The 15311-nt window shown below is 69.6% G+C and carries 16 protein-coding genes; 6 read left to right on the forward strand and 10 right to left on the reverse strand.

The annotated features are described in order from the left end of the window. Positions 1–154: 154 nt before the first annotated feature. From ACXJKM_RS01880 to ACXJKM_RS01895, 4 genes are all read right to left on the reverse strand, one after another. Positions 155–2089: a S1 family peptidase gene (locus tag ACXJKM_RS01880; RefSeq protein WP_457349876.1), complete on the reverse strand. Its 1935-nt coding sequence runs from the start codon at positions 2087–2089 to the stop codon at positions 155–157. A 210-nt stretch (positions 2090–2299) separates the two neighbouring features. Further along, positions 2300–3340, reverse strand: a complete 1041-nt coding sequence (locus ACXJKM_RS01885; protein WP_457349878.1) for a hypothetical protein — start codon at positions 3338–3340, stop codon at positions 2300–2302. 69 nt (positions 3341–3409) lie between these two features. Beyond that, on the reverse strand, positions 3410–6832 hold the full coding sequence (locus ACXJKM_RS01890) for an ATP-binding protein (protein ID WP_457349880.1): 3423 nt from the start codon (positions 6830–6832) through the stop codon (positions 3410–3412). 17 nt (positions 6833–6849) lie between these two features. Further along, entirely contained in the window at positions 6850–7062 is a 213-nt protein-coding gene (locus ACXJKM_RS01895; protein ID WP_457349882.1) for a hypothetical protein, read from the reverse strand. Positions 7063–7165: 103 nt separating this feature from the next. Between ACXJKM_RS01895 and ACXJKM_RS01900 the strand changes: the two genes are divergently transcribed. The 3 genes from ACXJKM_RS01900 (at position 7166) to ACXJKM_RS01910 (ending at position 8209) form a co-directional block, all read left to right on the forward strand. Beyond that, positions 7166–7381 carry a hypothetical protein gene (locus ACXJKM_RS01900; RefSeq protein WP_457321476.1) on the forward strand — a complete coding sequence of 72 codons (216 nt, stop codon included), beginning with the start codon at positions 7166–7168 and terminating at the stop codon, positions 7379–7381. 4 nt (positions 7382–7385) lie between these two features. Beyond that, positions 7386–7928, forward strand: coding sequence for a 2'-5' RNA ligase family protein (locus tag ACXJKM_RS01905; RefSeq protein ID WP_457349884.1), 543 nt, complete (start codon positions 7386–7388; stop codon positions 7926–7928). Between the two features lie 92 nt (positions 7929–8020). Then, entirely contained in the window at positions 8021–8209 is a 189-nt protein-coding gene (locus ACXJKM_RS01910) for a hypothetical protein (RefSeq protein ID WP_056197841.1), read from the forward strand. Position 8210: 1 nt separating this feature from the next. On the opposite strand, the gene ACXJKM_RS01915 is transcribed toward ACXJKM_RS01910, so the two are convergent. From ACXJKM_RS01915 to pxpB, 6 genes are read right to left on the reverse strand one after another with little or no spacing between them, the layout of a single operon-like run. Then, complete coding sequence (locus ACXJKM_RS01915; protein WP_457349886.1) at positions 8211–9194, reverse strand: DUF72 domain-containing protein; 984 nt, start codon at positions 9192–9194, stop codon at positions 8211–8213. Next, on the reverse strand, positions 9194–10153 hold the full coding sequence (locus tag ACXJKM_RS01920) for a DUF979 domain-containing protein (protein ID WP_457349888.1): 960 nt from the start codon (positions 10151–10153) through the stop codon (positions 9194–9196). The genes ACXJKM_RS01915 and ACXJKM_RS01920 overlap by 1 nt, the downstream gene beginning before the upstream one ends. After that, positions 10150–10866 (reverse strand): DUF969 domain-containing protein, encoded by a 717-nt coding sequence (locus ACXJKM_RS01925; protein ID WP_457325032.1) that lies wholly within the window; start codon positions 10864–10866, stop codon positions 10150–10152. The genes ACXJKM_RS01920 and ACXJKM_RS01925 overlap by 4 nt, the downstream gene beginning before the upstream one ends. 14 nt (positions 10867–10880) lie before the next feature. Continuing rightward, positions 10881–11615: a 5-oxoprolinase subunit PxpA gene (gene pxpA / locus ACXJKM_RS01930; RefSeq protein ID WP_457349890.1), complete on the reverse strand. Its 735-nt coding sequence runs from the start codon at positions 11613–11615 to the stop codon at positions 10881–10883. Further along, positions 11600–12532, reverse strand: a complete 933-nt coding sequence (locus ACXJKM_RS01935) for a 5-oxoprolinase subunit C family protein (protein ID WP_457349892.1) — start codon at positions 12530–12532, stop codon at positions 11600–11602. Before ACXJKM_RS01935 ends, pxpA begins: the two co-directional genes overlap by 16 nt. Then, complete coding sequence (pxpB, locus tag ACXJKM_RS01940) at positions 12529–13188, reverse strand: 5-oxoprolinase subunit PxpB (RefSeq protein ID WP_457349894.1); 660 nt, start codon at positions 13186–13188, stop codon at positions 12529–12531. The genes ACXJKM_RS01935 and pxpB overlap by 4 nt, the downstream gene beginning before the upstream one ends. 48 nt (positions 13189–13236) lie before the next feature. Here pxpB and ACXJKM_RS01945 point away from each other — a divergent pair, with 48 nt between their 5' ends. Genes ACXJKM_RS01945 through ACXJKM_RS01955 form a run of 3 tightly spaced genes read left to right on the forward strand, consistent with a single transcriptional unit; the run spans position 13237 to position 15304 of the window. Then, on the forward strand, positions 13237–13749 hold the full coding sequence (locus ACXJKM_RS01945) for a winged helix DNA-binding protein (protein WP_056197829.1): 513 nt from the start codon (positions 13237–13239) through the stop codon (positions 13747–13749). A gap of 20 nt (positions 13750–13769) precedes the next feature. After that, on the forward strand, positions 13770–14315 hold the full coding sequence (tadA, locus tag ACXJKM_RS01950; RefSeq protein ID WP_457349896.1) for a tRNA adenosine(34) deaminase TadA: 546 nt from the start codon (positions 13770–13772) through the stop codon (positions 14313–14315). Continuing rightward, the gene (locus ACXJKM_RS01955; protein WP_457349898.1) at positions 14315–15304 is read left to right on the forward strand and encodes an LD-carboxypeptidase; all 990 of its coding nucleotides are present in this window, start codon (positions 14315–14317) and stop codon (positions 15302–15304) included. Before tadA ends, ACXJKM_RS01955 begins: the two co-directional genes overlap by 1 nt. Positions 15305–15311 lie beyond the last annotated feature (7 nt).

Below are 15311 nucleotides of genomic sequence, written 5' to 3' on the forward strand. Positions count from 1 at the left end.
CCTTGCGCTGGATCAAGCGAGGCAGCAGGGGGCTGTGCATCTCATCAACTCAACCACATCCCGCCGTGCGAGCGGCCCTCCGCCTTCTCGCCCTCGTCATCCTCGCGGCCATCGTGCCGTCGCGGTTCGGTCGGGCGAGCGTACCGCCGCCCGATCAGCGCTCGTTGACCTTCGCCTGTTGCATCAGCAGGTCGAGCTTGGCCTTCATCCGGTCCTGCGGCGTTCCGGTCTCGGCCCGGTACTGGAAGGTGTAGAGGACGTCCGGGGCCGGTTGGGCATCCGCAACGCCATAGATCGTGCTGATCATTTGCCGGTCGTTCGCGGTCAGCGCAACGCCGTCGTAGGGATGGGCGTGATGAAGCCGTTTGCGCCATTCCGTCTTCGCGGCCTCGCTCCCGGCCTCTGCGGGTGTCCCATGGCGGAAGACGTCGATCTCGGTCTTCTCGTCGGCGTTGTAGGCCACGATGCCTGCGATGCCCAACTGGGCATCCGCGGCGTCACGGGTGAATGCGAAGTCCAGCCGCAGGCGGCCGTCCTGATCGATCTTCTGCAACTCGGGCCCGTAGCTGAAAGCCAAGCGGCGATCGTCGAAGGCGAAGCTGCGGCCAAAGTCGATATGCAGCACCGATGCCGCCAGCGGCTTGGGCAGCAGGGCCCGCTGTGACAGGAAGCGGTCCCATTGCGAGAGCTTTCCTTCGTAGGACGCCGCGAAGAAGCCGGTCAGCAGCTTCATCCGCTCGATCTGGAAATCGCGCCCCAGCGTGGAGACCCTGCTCTCGAAACCGACCGTACCGTCGGGCACGGGCAGGTCGAATTCGACCAGCCAGTCGCTGCCGAACCAGGTGGTGATGTGCCAGGCGCGCACTTGCCAGACCCGGCCCCAGGAGTCGGTGAAGAGGGTGTCCTCGGTCGGAGCGCCCATTGAAACGATCTTGGCATTCTCGGCATTGATGTGGATCGTGGCCGGGGACGCCTTGAGCACCACCTCCCTGGCCATCTGGGCGTCCGAATACCACTTCGCCTGATTGACGTTGTTCGGCTTGTGCCGGTGGAACACGAGGTATCCCTTGAAGTTGGCCGAGTCCTGCCAGCCCTCGCGGCCAAGATCGAGCCGCGTGTAGCTCGGCTGAGTGAAGATCCAGTTGCCGTTGCCGTTCTGCACGACGATGGCGGGCGCGCTGCGCTCGTAGAGGCCGTGAAGCAGCCGTTCGCTGCCGCTGCCGCGGGGGAAAGTCTCGTTCGCGTTGTCGGCGAGCAGCCCGCGCAGCTGCGCCGTATTGAACTCGTCCGCCGCCTTCATATAGGCCACCGACAGCTCGGCGAAGCTCTTTGGCGCAGTGATGTCCGTCTTGAATCGTCCCGACCGCGTCTTGTCGAAGACGGCGAAGCCGGCGACGGCGCGCGAATCCACGCTCACCAGGTGGTCTGGCGCGCTCTTTACGAGTGCGGCGGGAACGGCAATGTTCAGCGTGTTCTCGGAGGTGCGCATGGCGCGCACGAGACCGATCACGCTGCCCTTGGCGTCGATCAGCGGTCCGCCGCTGTTGCCGCCCGATATCGGCGCGGAGAACCGCATCCACTTCCAGCGCCCGCTCTCGTCTTCCGGCGTGTCCGACGTGTAGTTCCCTTCCCGCATGACGACGCCCTCGCCGAGTGCGTTGCCGACGGCGTAGACCGTCTCGTTGAGCTCAGGCTTGTCATTCAGTTCCAGGAAGGCGGAACGATCCGGCTGCTTGGCCAGCGTGAACACCGCGAAGTCCTGGTCGATAGAGCCCTTGGTGATCTGCGCGATCGGATAGAGCTTGCCGTCCGCGTCGCGCAACATCGGCTCGCCGCGCGAGTCGCCGAACGCTGCGATCAGCACGTGCATCGCCGTGGCGTACTGGTTCGGGCCGATGGCGAAGGCAGTCCCTATCGACACGTACTTGTCGGAGCGCAGCTGGTAGGGAATCAGCTCCTGCCAGGGCTTGTCGTAGGTGACGGACTCCTGGGCCGGCTTGGGCAGGACGACTTCAAAGGTCGCCTCGCGCACCTTGCGCTGGATGCCGGCCTCCAGCGGCGCCGCGCACGCGCCGACGCAGAGCTGCAAAGCGAGAACCACAACCCCGCCGATGCGAGCCGCCGCTATCAATGACTTTTGCATACGCCTCCCTTCTGGTGACGGCCCGAAGCAGGCTGGGCCGCCGAGGGATGCTGCGGCGGGCAGGCTGCCGGCTGGTATCGAGCGGGTGAAGAAGGATGAAGTGCCTGACGGGTGCCTGACTTGTGCCTGTCGGCCCGGCACCCCGCGCCACGCCCTTCAAACGCGACGGTTCAGCTTGCGAGCCCGCCACGCCAGCACAGGCAGCCCGATCAGCAGCAGCCATGCCGCAACCGGTTCGGGCACCGCTGAAGGCACGGCGTAGGTGAAGCCGCTGTCGCTTTGCAGCGTGATGCCCAGCGCGGGGTCCAGGCCGCCCATGTAGAGGTAGGCGGAGTTGCCGTAGTCGGCACTGTTGTTGCGCCCATTGAGCACATCGCCTGGCCCCCAGCCGTTGGAAAACATTCGCGTAAAGGCCACGAGCCCATAGGTGACGCTGACCTTTTCACCCACTTTGGCGGAGAAGGTCGTTTCGTAGTCCTTCAACGCGTCGCCGCCGAAATCGTCCGACACGTCCACGTTTTGATTGAACTGGTTGATGCCGAAGGAGAGCCGCCCGCCGCCTTGCCCGCTCACGTCCATCAACACCTTGACCGACACGGGGGTTCCGGCGGGCAGCACGGTCGAGTTGATGGTCACGCGATCCGTCAACTGCGCCGTGGCGCGTCCACCGATGGAGACGTCGTTGCCGCCCGCACCTTGAATCTGGACGAAGGTGGACGCGTGCAGTTGGCCGAAGGATGCGAATGCGCGTGCCCTGGCGTTCATAACGAAGTTTGGCACCTGCGAGACGTTGCCGGCGTCGAATACCGAACGCAGATGGGTCACAGTGCCGGTGTCTGTCGTTGGCGAGCCGAGCCCGATGAACCGACCGAACCCCACGCACTCGAAAGAAGCGGTGCTGCCGGGTGTGCAGGAGCCGGTCGTGATGACGTTGTCGGCACTTTGCGTGAGCAGGAGCGCCTCCACAAAGACACCGGCCGCCGTCGCTGAAAGCGACAGGGTCAGCAATGAGGCCGCCGCGGCAAGTCGTGCGCATCTGATCAGTAACGGCGCCCTGCGTGTTGTCAGCCGGCGCCGGGCCAGCCTGCCCACCAGCCACGGTTCAGGCACGACCGCAGCCACGGTCCAGTCGATGCCGTTGTCGGTCTGGGCGCTGCCGGCCGGCAGGCCGGCCATCGGGAATGCGATCAGTTTCATGGCGTGCTCCGAGATGCGGTGCCGCCACGGTAGAACGCGGCCGTTGCCGCGCCGTTGCGGCGCGCCTGTTCAGAGCCAGGTGGTGCGCAAGCTGGCCTGGATCTCGGGCCAGTCGGCCAGGCTGGCGCCCAGGCGTTCCAACCGGGCTGCGAGCACCTTGCCGCCCAGCGCCTGCGCCAGCTCCAGCGCGGCGGTGGCGTTGGTGCGGGGGTCATCAAGCACCGCCCGGGCCAGAGCCAGCTGTGACGCGTCGGCACCGGCGCGGCAGCGCACCGCCAGCATGCGCAGCCTCAGTTCGTCGTTCATGCCCGGCGCGTCGTCGTCGGGCAACCGCGCCAGCGCGCCGGCGAGGTCGCCTTCGCAGCAACAGCGTTGGGCGTCCACGAGCGCGAGCCGCTGCCGGACACGTGGGTTCTCGAGTTCGTCGGGCGGCCCCAGGCGCCGCAACCAGCTTCGCGCTTCACTCACCTCACCGCGCAGCAGCGCGCCCACCGCGCAAGCCAGCCAGACCGGCTGCCCAGCCTGCGGCGACTGGGCCAGCGCATCGTGGTCCAGCGCCGCGAGCAGGGCCGCGGCGCGTGGCCACTGGCCCAGCACCGCCATCGGCTCCAGCACCGCCATGGCGATGCCGGCGATGGACATCGGCTGACCGATGGCGATGATCTCGTCGATGGCCGGCTCGATGTGGGCCCAGGTGCGGCCCCAGTCGCCGAGCATGAAATAGGCGTCGATGAACAGCGCGCGAAACATCGTCCTGGCCTCGCTGCCCTTCTGGTCGGCGCACAAGGCCCAGCCTTCCAGGGCCACCGGCAGCGCGTCGCCGGGGCGCGTTTGCTGCAGGAAAGTGACCGCCAGGTTGTACAGGGAGAACAGCTGCGTGGGCCGGTTGCCGAAGCGCCCGGCCAGCGCGGCGGCCTCACGCAGGTCGGCCTCGGCGGCGTCCACGTTGCCGCGCTCGGCCTGGAAGGCGCCGCGCAATTGCAGGCTGCGGGCGATCAGCATGCCGTCGCCGCGCTGCCGGCTGGCGGTGACGAACTGGTCGGCACGCGTGACAGCCGCATCGAAATGCGCGGCGGAGAACTCCAGCATGGCCAGCGATGCCAGCAGCTCCGCGCGCTCGGGGTGGGCGGGGTGGACGAGGGCCAGCGCCTCATCGCCCAGCATGCGAGCCTCGTCGATGCGGCCGTGCCGTTGCAGCGCGTCCATGCGCAGCGACAAGCCGCGCAGCCGCTGGCTGTCGTCGGTCGGCGGGGGCAGCGCGTCGAGCAGGGCGAGTGCGGCCTGGGCGCCCTCGCCGCGCACGAGATAGCGGGCGAGAGCGTGGCCCGCGTCCACCTCGACATCGGGCGGCAGTGCGGTGCCTGCGCGCAGGTCTTCCAGGCGTTGCCGGCAGGCCTCGGCCTCGGTGCGGCGGCCCAGGCCGTTTTCAGCCTCCAGCAAACGGGCCAGCAGCATGGCGGCCTGGGGCGGCGTCGGCTCGTCGGCCAAGCCGTGTTGCCAATGCCGCGCCGCTTCGCCCAGTGCCGCCAGCGCGCGGGCGGCATCGCCAGCGGCCAGCCGGTGGGCGACGGCACGTCGGGGCTCGCCGCAGGCTTCGAAATGGCGCGCGGCCTCGGCGGTTGCGCCCAGCGCTTCGGCCCCCAGCGCCAGGCGGTGGTGCACCAGGCGCCGCCGCACCGGCTCCAGGGCCGAGTCCAGCGCCTGGCGTGCCAGGTCGTGCGCCCAGGCATAGCCGCCGGCCGCATGGGCCCGCACGAGCTGGGCGCGTGCTGCCTGCTCCAGCGCCTGCACCGTCTCGAGTTCCGACAGCGCGCAGGCCGAGGCCAGCCAGGCGGCACCGAAAGGCTCACCGGCCAGCGCGGCCGCTTCGAGCAGGCGTGCCGTCTGCGCGTCCAGTCGGCGCACCCGCGCGAGCACGGCCTCGCGCACGCTGGCGGGCATGGGCAGCTCGCGGTAGTCCTGCGTCACGGCGTCGAACGGGGTGCGCCAGCGGCCTTGCTCGTCGACGTCCAGCACCGCAGTCTCGGCCAGGTCGCGCAGCGTCTCCGAGATGAAGTAGGGGTGGCCGCCGGTGGCGCTGCACAGGCGCTCGGCAAAGCGCACCGGGTCGGCGGCGCCGGACAATTGGCGCACCAGCTCGTACACCGCTTCCGCCGACAAGGGACCGAGCGCGACCGTCTCGGCCGCGAGTGCCGCGCTGAAGCCCAGCAGTTCGGGGTCGTCGCTGGCGCCGCGCCAGCAAACCAGCTCGATGGCGCCTTCCGAGCCGGCCTCGCGGCGGCGTGCGGCGGCGCGGGCCAGCAGCGTGCGGCTGGCGGGGTCGGCCAGCTGCCAGTCATCCAGCACGAGGGCGTCGAAGGCGCCGCGCGACAGCGCCAGCCAGGCCTGGATGCAGGCCTCGTCGAAGCGCAGCCGCTCGGCCTGCGTGCGCAGCGGCGCCGGTGCCGGGCCCAGTTCGGGCAGCAGCCGGGTCACTTCGGCCACGATCCAGTCGTCCAGCCCGCGCAGGTCGGGCGGCTCGCCAGCCAGCACGCGCAGCACGCGGGCACAGGCACCGAAGGCGATGTCATGGTCGCCGCTGCAGCAGCGCACCAGCGCATAGGCGCCCTGCGAGGCCGCGAAATCGGTGGCCAGGCGGGTCTTGCCGACGCCAGCCTCGCCGACGATGACGACTGCGGTGCGGCGCGCCCAGGCGCCTTGCAGCCGCGCCACCTCGGTGGCCCGGCCGACGAAGGGCAGGCGCTCCGGCCAGGCCTGCGGGGGGCGGATGGGCAAGGGCGGGGCAGCCGGCGCGCTGCCGCGCAGCGACTGCGCCAGCGCCACGGTCTCGGGCATGGGCGCCAGCCCCAGCTCGGCCGCCAGCATGGCCTGGCAGCGCTCAAACTGGCGCAATGCCGCCTCGCGCTGGCCAGTGGCAGCCAGCAGGCGCATGGCCTGGCGGTGATGCCGCTCCTGCAGGCCGTCCTCGCTCAGCAGGGTCTGCACATAGCCCAGCGTGGCGGGCAGGTCGGCGCGCACCTCGGCGGCTGCGGCCGCGGCCTCCAGCGCGCGCAGCCGCAGTCGCAATGCCCGCTCGCGGGCGGCGCTCAGCCACGGCGCGAACTGCGGTGCATCGTCCAGCTGCAGGCCGTCCGCCAGCTCGCCCGGCCAGCCCGCAAGCGCCAGCTCGGGCATGGCTTCGGCCAGCAGCAGGTCGCAACGCAGCGTGTCGCCAGGGTGCAGATGGTCGTCATCGGCCCGAAAGGATTCGGGCACGCCCGCCTCGCGCAGCCGCGCCAGCTCGCGGCGCAGGTTGCGGCGCGCGCTGGGTTCGTCCAGATCCGGCCACAGCAGCGCGCACAAACGCGGGCGGCTGGCGCCGCCGTCCAGCGCGAGCACCAGCAGCAGCGCCTGCGTCTTGCGATTCGTCAACGCCACGGGATGGCCACCGCGCCAAAGGCGCACCGGCCCCAACACGCGCAACTCCAGCTCGGCACCCGACGGTTCTTGCATGCGCGGATTGTGCGAGGTCAGCGCAGGCCGCTCGACGTGGCCGGCGCATTCGACATAGGGGTGCTCAGGAAGCGCGCCAGCTCGAAGGGGCTGTCGAAGTCGCGCTGGCTGCCATCGTCCAGCACCACGCGGGCGCTGAACGCACCCGGCCCCGGTGCCCACCAGCTGAGCAGACCGCAGCGCGGCGCCGCGAGTGCTCGCAGCCGGGTGGTGTTCTCGTCCATCGACATGCAGCGACTGTGGTGGCCAGGCGTTGCGGCAGCGTTGCGTGGCGCGTGGGCTTCAGGGTTCGCGGCCGGAGCGTTAAGCTGCCGCGCCTTCACGGAGCAATTCATGCGCGCAGCCTTCAGCCTTCTCGCCCTCGTCATCGTCGCGGCCATCGTGCTGTCGCTGGTCAAGAAGCAGGCCTCGGCCTTGAAGCCGCCGCCTGGTTCACCGGCGGCCAGTGCCGCCCTGCCCATGCCAAAGGCCGTTGGCGAGCAGGTGCAGAGCAGCGTCGACGAAGCCGCCAAGCGTGCGGCCGAGGCCGCCTCCGCTGCCACCAATTGAGGCCGTGGCCGGCCATAAGCTCTTCTTCGCGCTGCGGCCGGATGAACAGGCGGCCGAGCGCATCGCGCGCACCGCTGCCGCCGAGCATGTGGCGCGCGGCCTCGTGCCGCGGTTCAGGCCGAGCCGCATCTTCCACATCACGCTGCACTACTTCGGCCGCTTCGAGGGTGAGCCTGACCCGCAGCTCGTGGCGCAGGCGATGCGCGCGGCGGCCGAGCTTGTCTGGCCGGCCTTCGACGTCGGCTTCGAGCGCTTTGCGAGCTGGGGTCGCGAAGGCGCACGCCAGCACCCCTTCGTCCTGACCGGCGGCCAGAGCCTGGAGGCGGTGCGCGAGCTGCGCGACGCGCTGGCTGATCGACTGGTCGACCATGGCCTGCCGGCAGTGAAGGACTATGAGCCCCACCTGACGCTGCGCTACGACAAGCGCCCGGCGCCTGCCTGGGAGGTCGACCTGGCGGGCTGGACGGCGAGCGAGCTCGTCCTCGTTTCCAGCCCCCAGGGCCTGACGCAGCATGACGTCATCGCACGTTGGCCGCTGCAGGGCTGAGGTCTGCTCCTACAGCCCTTGAAGCTGGCGGCCGACGGGCGCGTGGTTGCGGATCGACCACGATCAAGCAACCCCTGCCAGCGGAGGCCACCATGATCCTCAAGCCCGTTCTTGCCGTCCTCGCCACCTCGGCCCTGACCATGAAGCTGGTCCAGCACCTGGGCCAGAAGCATCACCAACGCCGCGTGCGCCACGACGGTAAGCAGCATCGCGAAGATGTCAGCCGCTGGGAAGCAGAGGGCGGCAATCTGCCGGAGCCCCAGCTGCCGGCCAAGCGCTGAGTCAGCCGTCGACGATGGCTTGAGCGAGCGCCCGAACGCTCAGCGGCGCCGAGCCTTCGGCCTTGTTGGAAATGGTGATGAAAGCATCCTGCCCGGCGCCCGCGGTGCCGCGGATGATGCGGGCCAACTCGGCGCGCGTCTCGGGGTCGGGGTCCAGCATCTCATTGAACTCGCCATAGCGCTTCTCGGCCTCTTCGTAGCCATAGGGGCCGTGCAGGCGGTTCAGGTTCCATCGCACCACCAGCGGCCCCGGCCACAGCGCGCGCAGCAGCGGCAGTTGCTCGGCCAGCGGCGGCAGCTTGGGATGCAGGCCGACGCAGTAGCGCGCGCCCGTGTCGCGCAGCAGGGCCGCGAGATCCGGAGTCAGCCAGGCAGCGTCGCGTACCTCGACAGCGATGACGCCCACAGGTGGTTTTGGCAGCGCCAGCAGCAGCGCATGCAGCCGGTCGAATTGCTCGCTCATGCGCGCAAGCAGTGGCCCGGGCAAGGGGCTGAGCTGGAAGACGAGGGCGCCTATCGTGGCGCTCAGGCCTTCGAAAGCGGGCTCGATGAAATCCTGCATTGCCGCCGTCGGATCCAGGAACAGCGGGTTGAGTTCCTGGCCGCGTCCGTCCTCGCTGCGCAGCAGCGCATCCGTGACGAGGCTGGGTGCCTTGACCGTGAATCGAAAGCCCTTGGGCACCTGTTGCGCTTGCCGCTCGAAGTCGCTTGCGGCGATCGGCCGGTAGAAGCCGCGGTCGATGCCCACGGCGCGCAGCAACGGGTGGGCGGCGTAGGCGGTCAGGCCGGTCTTGGACAGCGTGGCCTCGCTGTGCTTGCCGGCCCAGACCAGGCCTTGCCAGCCGGGGTAACTCCAGGTCGACGTGCCGAGATGGATGTGCGGCGACAGACTTGCTGCCAGCGCCAGGTCTTCGGGCACCGGCGGCGCGGGTTGCACACCGCGCGGCCGCTTCTCGGGTGGGCCGCCGAACAGCTCGTCCTGCATCAGAACATCAGCACCTTGAGGAGGACGATGTTGACGCCCAGCAGCAGCAGCGCCGTGGGCCATTGCGCGCGGATGACGGCGTTTTTGTCCTTCAGCTCGAGCAGGGCGGCGGGGATGATGTTGAAGTTGGCGGCCATGGGCGTCATCAGTGTGCCGCAGTAGCCGCAGAACATGCCGATGGCGGCCATCACGGCCGGGTTGCCGTGGTGCATGCCAAGCAGGATGGGGATGCCGATGCCGGCCGTCATGACCGGGAAGGCCGCGAAGGCATTGCCCATGACCATGGTGAACAGGGCCATGCCCAGGGCATAGGCCGCCACCGCGAACAAGGCGTTGTCGACGGGGATATAGCTGGTGGTGAGATGGGCCACGGCCTTGCCGACGCCAGCGTCGGTGAACAACAGGCCCAGCGTGGCCAGCAGCTGCGGCAGCAGGACCGCCGGCCCCATGGTCTCCAGCAGGCGGCGCGCCTCGCGCAGGGCCTGCATGGGACGTTCGCGCGTCATCCACAAGGCGCCAACCAGGCCGACCAGTGCGCCAAGACCGACGCTGATCAGCGTGACGTTCTTGGGCTCGACGAGCAGCAGACCGCCGAGGTGGACGTCCTTTAGCGTCAGCGTGCCAACCAGGGCCAGTGTCGTGATGGCCAGGATGGGCAGGAAGAGCTTGTTGCCCAGGCGCGCCGCGCTGGCCTGGCGCTCGGCGGGCTCGCGTGCCGGATGCTTGCCGAAGGACACGCCGCCCAGGCCGCCGAGTGCGGCAAGCATGAGGACGATCAACCCGCAGACGACGGGCGGCAGGTTGTCGCCGACCAGGTAGATGACGGCCCACAAGGCCCAGAACAGGCCGCTGCTCCAGCGCCGCGGGTTGCTGCGGTCGCGGCAGGTCAGCCAGGCGACGATCAGCAGCGCGGCGCCGGTCAGCAGGAAGAGCTGGTCGAGCTTGAGGAGGGCGGTCATGGCTTGGCTTCCTCTTCAGCACGGGCGCGGGCGATGTCCTGCGGCAGGCGATGGTCCATCCGGATCAGCCGCGCGGCGTGGATGACGAAGGCGGCGATGGCGGTCGGGATGCCCCAGAGGGCGATGTGCAGCGGGTCGGTGACGATGCCGTTCTCGGCCAGGAAGGTCTGCATCAGCACGATGGAGCCGAAGGCGACAAAGATGTCCTCGCCGAAAAAGAGGCCGACGTTGTCGGTCGCTGCGGCCATGGCCTTCCACTTGTCGCGCACGGCCTGCGGCACGGGGCCGTGGGTCTTCTCGGCGGCAGCTTCGGTCATGGGCGCGACCAGGGGCCGAACCATCGGGGCATGGCCGCCCAGCGACGTCAGGCCCAGCGCCGCGGCGGTCTCGCGGATGAAGAGATAGACGACGAGCAGACGGCCCGCCGTCGCCGAGCGAATGCCTGCGATCCAAGCCTGGGCACGTTCGCGCAGGCCGTGGCGCTCCAGCAGGCCGATGATGGGCAGGGGCAGCAGCAGGGTCAGCGGCAGGTTGCGCGTCTTGACGAAGCCGGTGCCGAGCTTGGCGAGGATGAGGTCCGGCGGCAGCTTGGCCGCGAGGCCGGTCGCGATGCCGGCCACCGCGACGACGAGGACGGGGTTGAAGCGCAGCACGAAGCCGACGATGACGACGGCGACGCCGATCAGCGGCCACAGGGAAACATCTGCAGTCATGAAAAAGACTCCGGTCAGGGGCGCAGTTGCACGCCGGCTTGGGTGAGAGCGGTGTTGATAGCTCGGGCGAAGGCGAGGGCGCGCGGGCCGTCGCCGTGCAGGCAAATCGTTTGGGCCTGCAGCGGGACGGTCTCGCCGCTTACGGCCTGCACGACGCCTTCGCGCACCATGCGCAGCGTGCGGGCGACGGCTTCGTCGGTGTCTTCGACGAAGGCGCCGGGCAGGCTGCGTGGCACCAGACTGCCGTCGGCGCGGTAGCCGCGGTCGGCGAACACCTCGGCCACGGCGCGCAGGCCGGCGCGCTCGGCCGCCTTCAGCAGCTCACCGCCGGCCAGGCCGTAGAGAGCCAGTGCTGGGTTGACGTCGAGCACGGCGGCGGCGACAGCATCGGCCAATGCCGGATCACGCGCGGCCTGGTTGTAGAGGGCGCCGTGCGGCTTGACGTGATGCAGTCGGCCGCCGGCCGCGCGCACCAGGGCGTCGAGGGCACCGATCTGGTAGATCAGGTCGGCTTTCACATCGGCCGGCGCGAGCTGCATCTCGCTGCGGCCGAAGTTCTCGCGGTCGGGGTAGCTGGGGTGGGCGCCGATGGCCACGCCGCGTTCCAGTGCTGCGACCACGGTCGTCTGCATCAGCCGCGCATCGCCGGCATGCCAGCCGCAGGCGATGTTGGCGGAGCTGACGAGGGCCAGCAACTCGGCGTCGTCGGGTGCGCCTTCGCCGAGGTCGGCGTTCAGGTCGACATGCATAGGGCAGTCCTCAGTTGGGCCAGCGTGGCCTGGCTCTCGCGCAGTGCGGCGAGGGCCTCGTCGGTGGTGCAGGGCGTGAAGCGCAATGTGGCGCCGAGGCGCAACTGCCCCAGCTTCCACAGGTCGGCGCGGATGACGACGCCGATCTTGGGATAGCCGCCTGTCGTCTGCGCATCGGCCAGCAAGACGATGGGCTGGCCCGAGGGCGGCACCTGGATGACGCCAGGCAGCACGCCGTGCGAGGCCAGTTCGGCGCCGTGCTCGCGCCGCAGTTCGGGCCCGGCGAAGCGGTAGCCCATGCGATTGCTCTGCGGCGTCAACTTCCAATCGGCGGCCCAGAAAGCTTCGCGCGCAGTGGCAGAGAAGTCCTCGTGCTCGGGGCCGGGCAGCACGCGCACGCTCGCGCCCCAGTCAGGCGCGCGGATGCCGATGCTGCGAGCGGGCAAGCGCTCGGGCGCGGCCAGCGGCAGCACATCGCCATCGCGCAGCGCCCGACCACCGAGCCCGCCGAAGCCGGCCTTGAGGTCGGTGCTGCGCGAGCCCAGGGCGGCGGGCAGCGCGATGCCGCCGGAAACCAGCAGATAGCTGCGCATGCGCTCGCGCGGCGCGGCGAGCTTGAGCGTCTGGCCGGCCTGCACGCGCTGCCGCCACCAGGGCCGCAGCGGGCGGCCGTCGAGGCTGGCATCAGCATCGGTGCCGGTGACGGCAATGCAGCAGTCGACTGCAAAGCGCAGCGTGGCGGGGCCGAGGGTGAACTCCAGGCCGGCGTCGTCGACGGGGTTGCCGACGAGCAGATTGCCCCAGGCGAGCGCGATGTCGTCCAGCGCCCCGCAGCGGCTGATGCCGCGGTCGCGCCAGGCCTCGCGGCCGAGGTCCTGCACGGTGGTCAGCGGGCCGGCGCGCAGCAACTCGATCATGCGAGGTCCGCCACGAAGCGCACGCGGTCACCCGGCGCGAGCAGCGTGGGCGGCTCGGCCTTGGGGTCAAACAGGGGCAGGGCGGTGTGGCCGATGAGCTGCCAACCTCCCGGCGTGGCCAGCGGGTAGATGCCGGTCTGCGCACCGCCGATGCCGACGCTGCCGGCGGGCACCGCCACGCGGGGCTCGCTGCGGCGCGGCGTGTGCAGCGAGGCGTCCAGCCCGCCGAGGTAGGCAAAGCCGGGCTGGAAGCCGATGAAGTAGACGACGTACTCGGCCTCGGTGTGGCGTTGCACGACCTCGTCGACCGAGAGGCCGCAGTGCGTGGCGACGTCGCCCAGGTCGGGGCCATGCGCGCCGCCATAGCTGACCGGGATTTCGACGAGGCGGCCCGCCTGCTGGCGCCGCAGCGGCCTGGCCCACAGCGCGCGGGCAGCCTGCTCCAGCGTCTGGCCGTCGGTATGCAGCGGGTCGAAGGTCAGCGTCAGGTTGTTCATGCCCGGGATCAGGCCGAGCACGCCTTCGGTCTGCGCCAGGCCCGCGCCGAGTTGCCAGATGCGCTGCTGGTGTTCGATCGCGATGGGTGCATCGACCGCACAGCACAGCGCCGCTTCGCCCAGGGGGCGAATGAGGAGGTCGGGCGGTGCGGTACTCATTTGAATTTCAATAAAACGTATACGATTTGTATTCGAGACGTGTTTATCATGTCAATCATGGTTCGCAGCATCGTGTCTTCATCGCATCTGGTGTCTGAAAAAAGCGCCGAGCTGTCGGAGTTCGAGTTCGGCCTGATCGTCGTCAGCAATGCCTTCAACCGCTGGATGGTGCGCTGCATGGCCGCCGCCGGCATGAAAGACCTGGCTGCGCTGGACATCTCGCTGCTGCACCACGTCAACCACCGCGACCGCAAGAAGAAGCTCGCCGACATCTGCTTCGTGCTGAACGTGGAGGACACCCATGTCGTCGCCTACTCGCTGCGCAAGCTGGTTGGCATGGGGTTGGTGAGCAGCGAGAAGATCGGCAAGGAGGCCTTCTTCTCAACGACCGAGCAGGGCCAGGCGCTGTGCGAGGCCTACCGCCAGGTGCGTGAGCGCTGCCTGATGGAGGCGCTGGCGGACAGCGGCCAGCAGAACCAGGACATCGGCGACAGCGCGCAGCTGATGCGGCTGTTGTCGGGGCTATACGACCAGGCGTCGCGGTCGGCGGCCTCACTGTGAGCCTCTAAACTGCCGGCTCGATGACCGAGCCGACGACCTTCACGCCATCTGATGAATTCGCCATGCGGCTCGCGCTGGACCAGGCGCAGAACGCCTGGTTGGTGGGTGAGGTCCCGGTGGGCGCCGTCATCATGCGCGGCGATCAGGTCATCGCCACCGGCTACAACCGCCCGATCACGACGCACGACCCGACGGCGCATGCCGAGATCGTCGCGTTGCGCCACGCCGCCACGTTGCTGGAGAACTACCGCCTGCCCGAGTGCGAACTCTTCGTGACGCTGGAGCCCTGCGCGATGTGTGCGATGGCGCTGATGCATGCGCGCTTCAAGCGCGTCGTGTTCGCGGCGCGCGACCCGAAGACGGGCGTGGCCGGCTCGGTCATCGACTTGTTCGGCCAGGCGCAGCTCAATCACCACACCGCCGTCGAAGGCGGGCTGTTGGCGGACGCGTCGGCGCAGCTGCTGCGCGACTTCTTCACCGAACGCCGCGAGGCCGCACGTGCGCGCCGTGCCGAACGTCAGGGCCTGATCCCGACCGGCGAAGCCACCGAACTGGACGAATCCTGATGACCTCACTCACGTTGTTCACGCCGTCGGGTGTCCTGGCCAAGGCCGAGCCGCTGAAGCGCGCCGCCAGGCGGCTGACGCAGCTGGGCTTCGAGGTCAGCACCGACGCCGATGCGCTGGCCAAGCATCAACGCTTCGCTGGCGACGACGCGGCGCGCCTCGAGGCCCTGCATCGCATTGCCGATGCTGCGCCTTCGGTGGCACTGGCCACGCGTGGTGGCTACGGCCTGACGCGCCTGCTCGACCAGCTCGACTGGGGCCGCATCGCGCGCAGCGTCGAGCAGGGCACGCGCTGGGTCGGCTACAGCGACCTCACGGCGCTGCAGAACGGCCTGATCGCTCGCCACAAGGGTTTGTCGATGTGGGCCGGCCCGCTGGCCTGCGACGACTTCGGCCGCAGTGAGGCCGATGGCGGTGTCGACGAGGTCACGCGCGACTGCTTCCTGGAAGCCATGAGCGGCGCGCTGGAGGCCGTAGGCTTCCGCGAGCCGACCGGTGGCTTCGACGGCCTGGAGGCGCGCGGGCGGCTCTGGGGGGGCAACCTCAGCGTGCTGTGCTCGCTGCTGGGCACGCCGCACTGGCCCAAGGTCAAGGGCGGCATCCTGTTCCTGGAAGACGTCAACGAACATCCCTACCGCGTCGAGCGCATGCTGCTGCAGCTGCAGCAGGCCGGCGTCATCGATGCGCAGGCGGCCGTGCTGCTGGGCGACTTCAGCGGCGCGGCCAAGTCGCCGCTGGATCGTGGTTATGGCATCAAGGACGCCGTCGCCGCGCTGCGCGCCCGTACCAAGACGCCGGTGCTGACGGGACTGCCTTTCGGCCATGTGCGTACCAAGGTCTGCCTGCCGGTCGGCGGCACGGTGGAGCTCTATGTGCAGCGGCGCGAGGCCATCCTGGGCTGGCAGTCGGACCCGCGCCTGGCGCACGGCGCGCATCACCACGATGACGACTGCGGCGATGACTGCGGTCACGACCATCACCATCACTGAAGTCACC

This window comes from Roseateles sp. P5_D6, from assembly GCF_054049415.1.

What these genes read in the sequence shown, in the direction of transcription:
- ACXJKM_RS01885 (WP_457349878.1), bottom strand. Translation starts at nt 3,340, where the DNA reads ATGAAACTGATCGCATTCCCGATGGCCGGCCTGCCGGCCGGCAGCGCC.
- ACXJKM_RS01890 (WP_457349880.1), bottom strand. Translation starts at nt 6,832, where the DNA reads ATGCAAGAACCGTCGGGTGCCGAGCTGGAGTTGCGCGTGTTGGGGCCG.
- ACXJKM_RS01895 (WP_457349882.1), bottom strand. Translation starts at nt 7,062, where the DNA reads ATGTCGATGGACGAGAACACCACCCGGCTGCGAGCACTCGCGGCGCCG.
- ACXJKM_RS01900 (WP_457321476.1), top strand. Translation starts at nt 7,166, where the DNA reads ATGCGCGCAGCCTTCAGCCTTCTCGCCCTCGTCATCGTCGCGGCCATC.
- ACXJKM_RS01910 (WP_056197841.1), top strand. Translation starts at nt 8,021, where the DNA reads ATGATCCTCAAGCCCGTTCTTGCCGTCCTCGCCACCTCGGCCCTGACC.
- ACXJKM_RS01915 (WP_457349886.1), bottom strand. Translation starts at nt 9,194, where the DNA reads ATGCAGGACGAGCTGTTCGGCGGCCCACCCGAGAAGCGGCCGCGCGGT.
- ACXJKM_RS01920 (WP_457349888.1), bottom strand. Translation starts at nt 10,153, where the DNA reads ATGACCGCCCTCCTCAAGCTCGACCAGCTCTTCCTGCTGACCGGCGCC.
- ACXJKM_RS01925 (WP_457325032.1), bottom strand. Translation starts at nt 10,866, where the DNA reads ATGACTGCAGATGTTTCCCTGTGGCCGCTGATCGGCGTCGCCGTCGTC.
- pxpA (WP_457349890.1), bottom strand. Translation starts at nt 11,615, where the DNA reads ATGCATGTCGACCTGAACGCCGACCTCGGCGAAGGCGCACCCGACGAC.
- ACXJKM_RS01935 (WP_457349892.1), bottom strand. Translation starts at nt 12,532, where the DNA reads ATGATCGAGTTGCTGCGCGCCGGCCCGCTGACCACCGTGCAGGACCTC.
- pxpB (WP_457349894.1), bottom strand. Translation starts at nt 13,188, where the DNA reads ATGAGTACCGCACCGCCCGACCTCCTCATTCGCCCCCTGGGCGAAGCG.
- ACXJKM_RS01945 (WP_056197829.1), top strand. Translation starts at nt 13,237, where the DNA reads ATGTCAATCATGGTTCGCAGCATCGTGTCTTCATCGCATCTGGTGTCT.
- tadA (WP_457349896.1), top strand. Translation starts at nt 13,770, where the DNA reads ATGACCGAGCCGACGACCTTCACGCCATCTGATGAATTCGCCATGCGG.
- ACXJKM_RS01955 (WP_457349898.1), top strand. Translation starts at nt 14,315, where the DNA reads ATGACCTCACTCACGTTGTTCACGCCGTCGGGTGTCCTGGCCAAGGCC.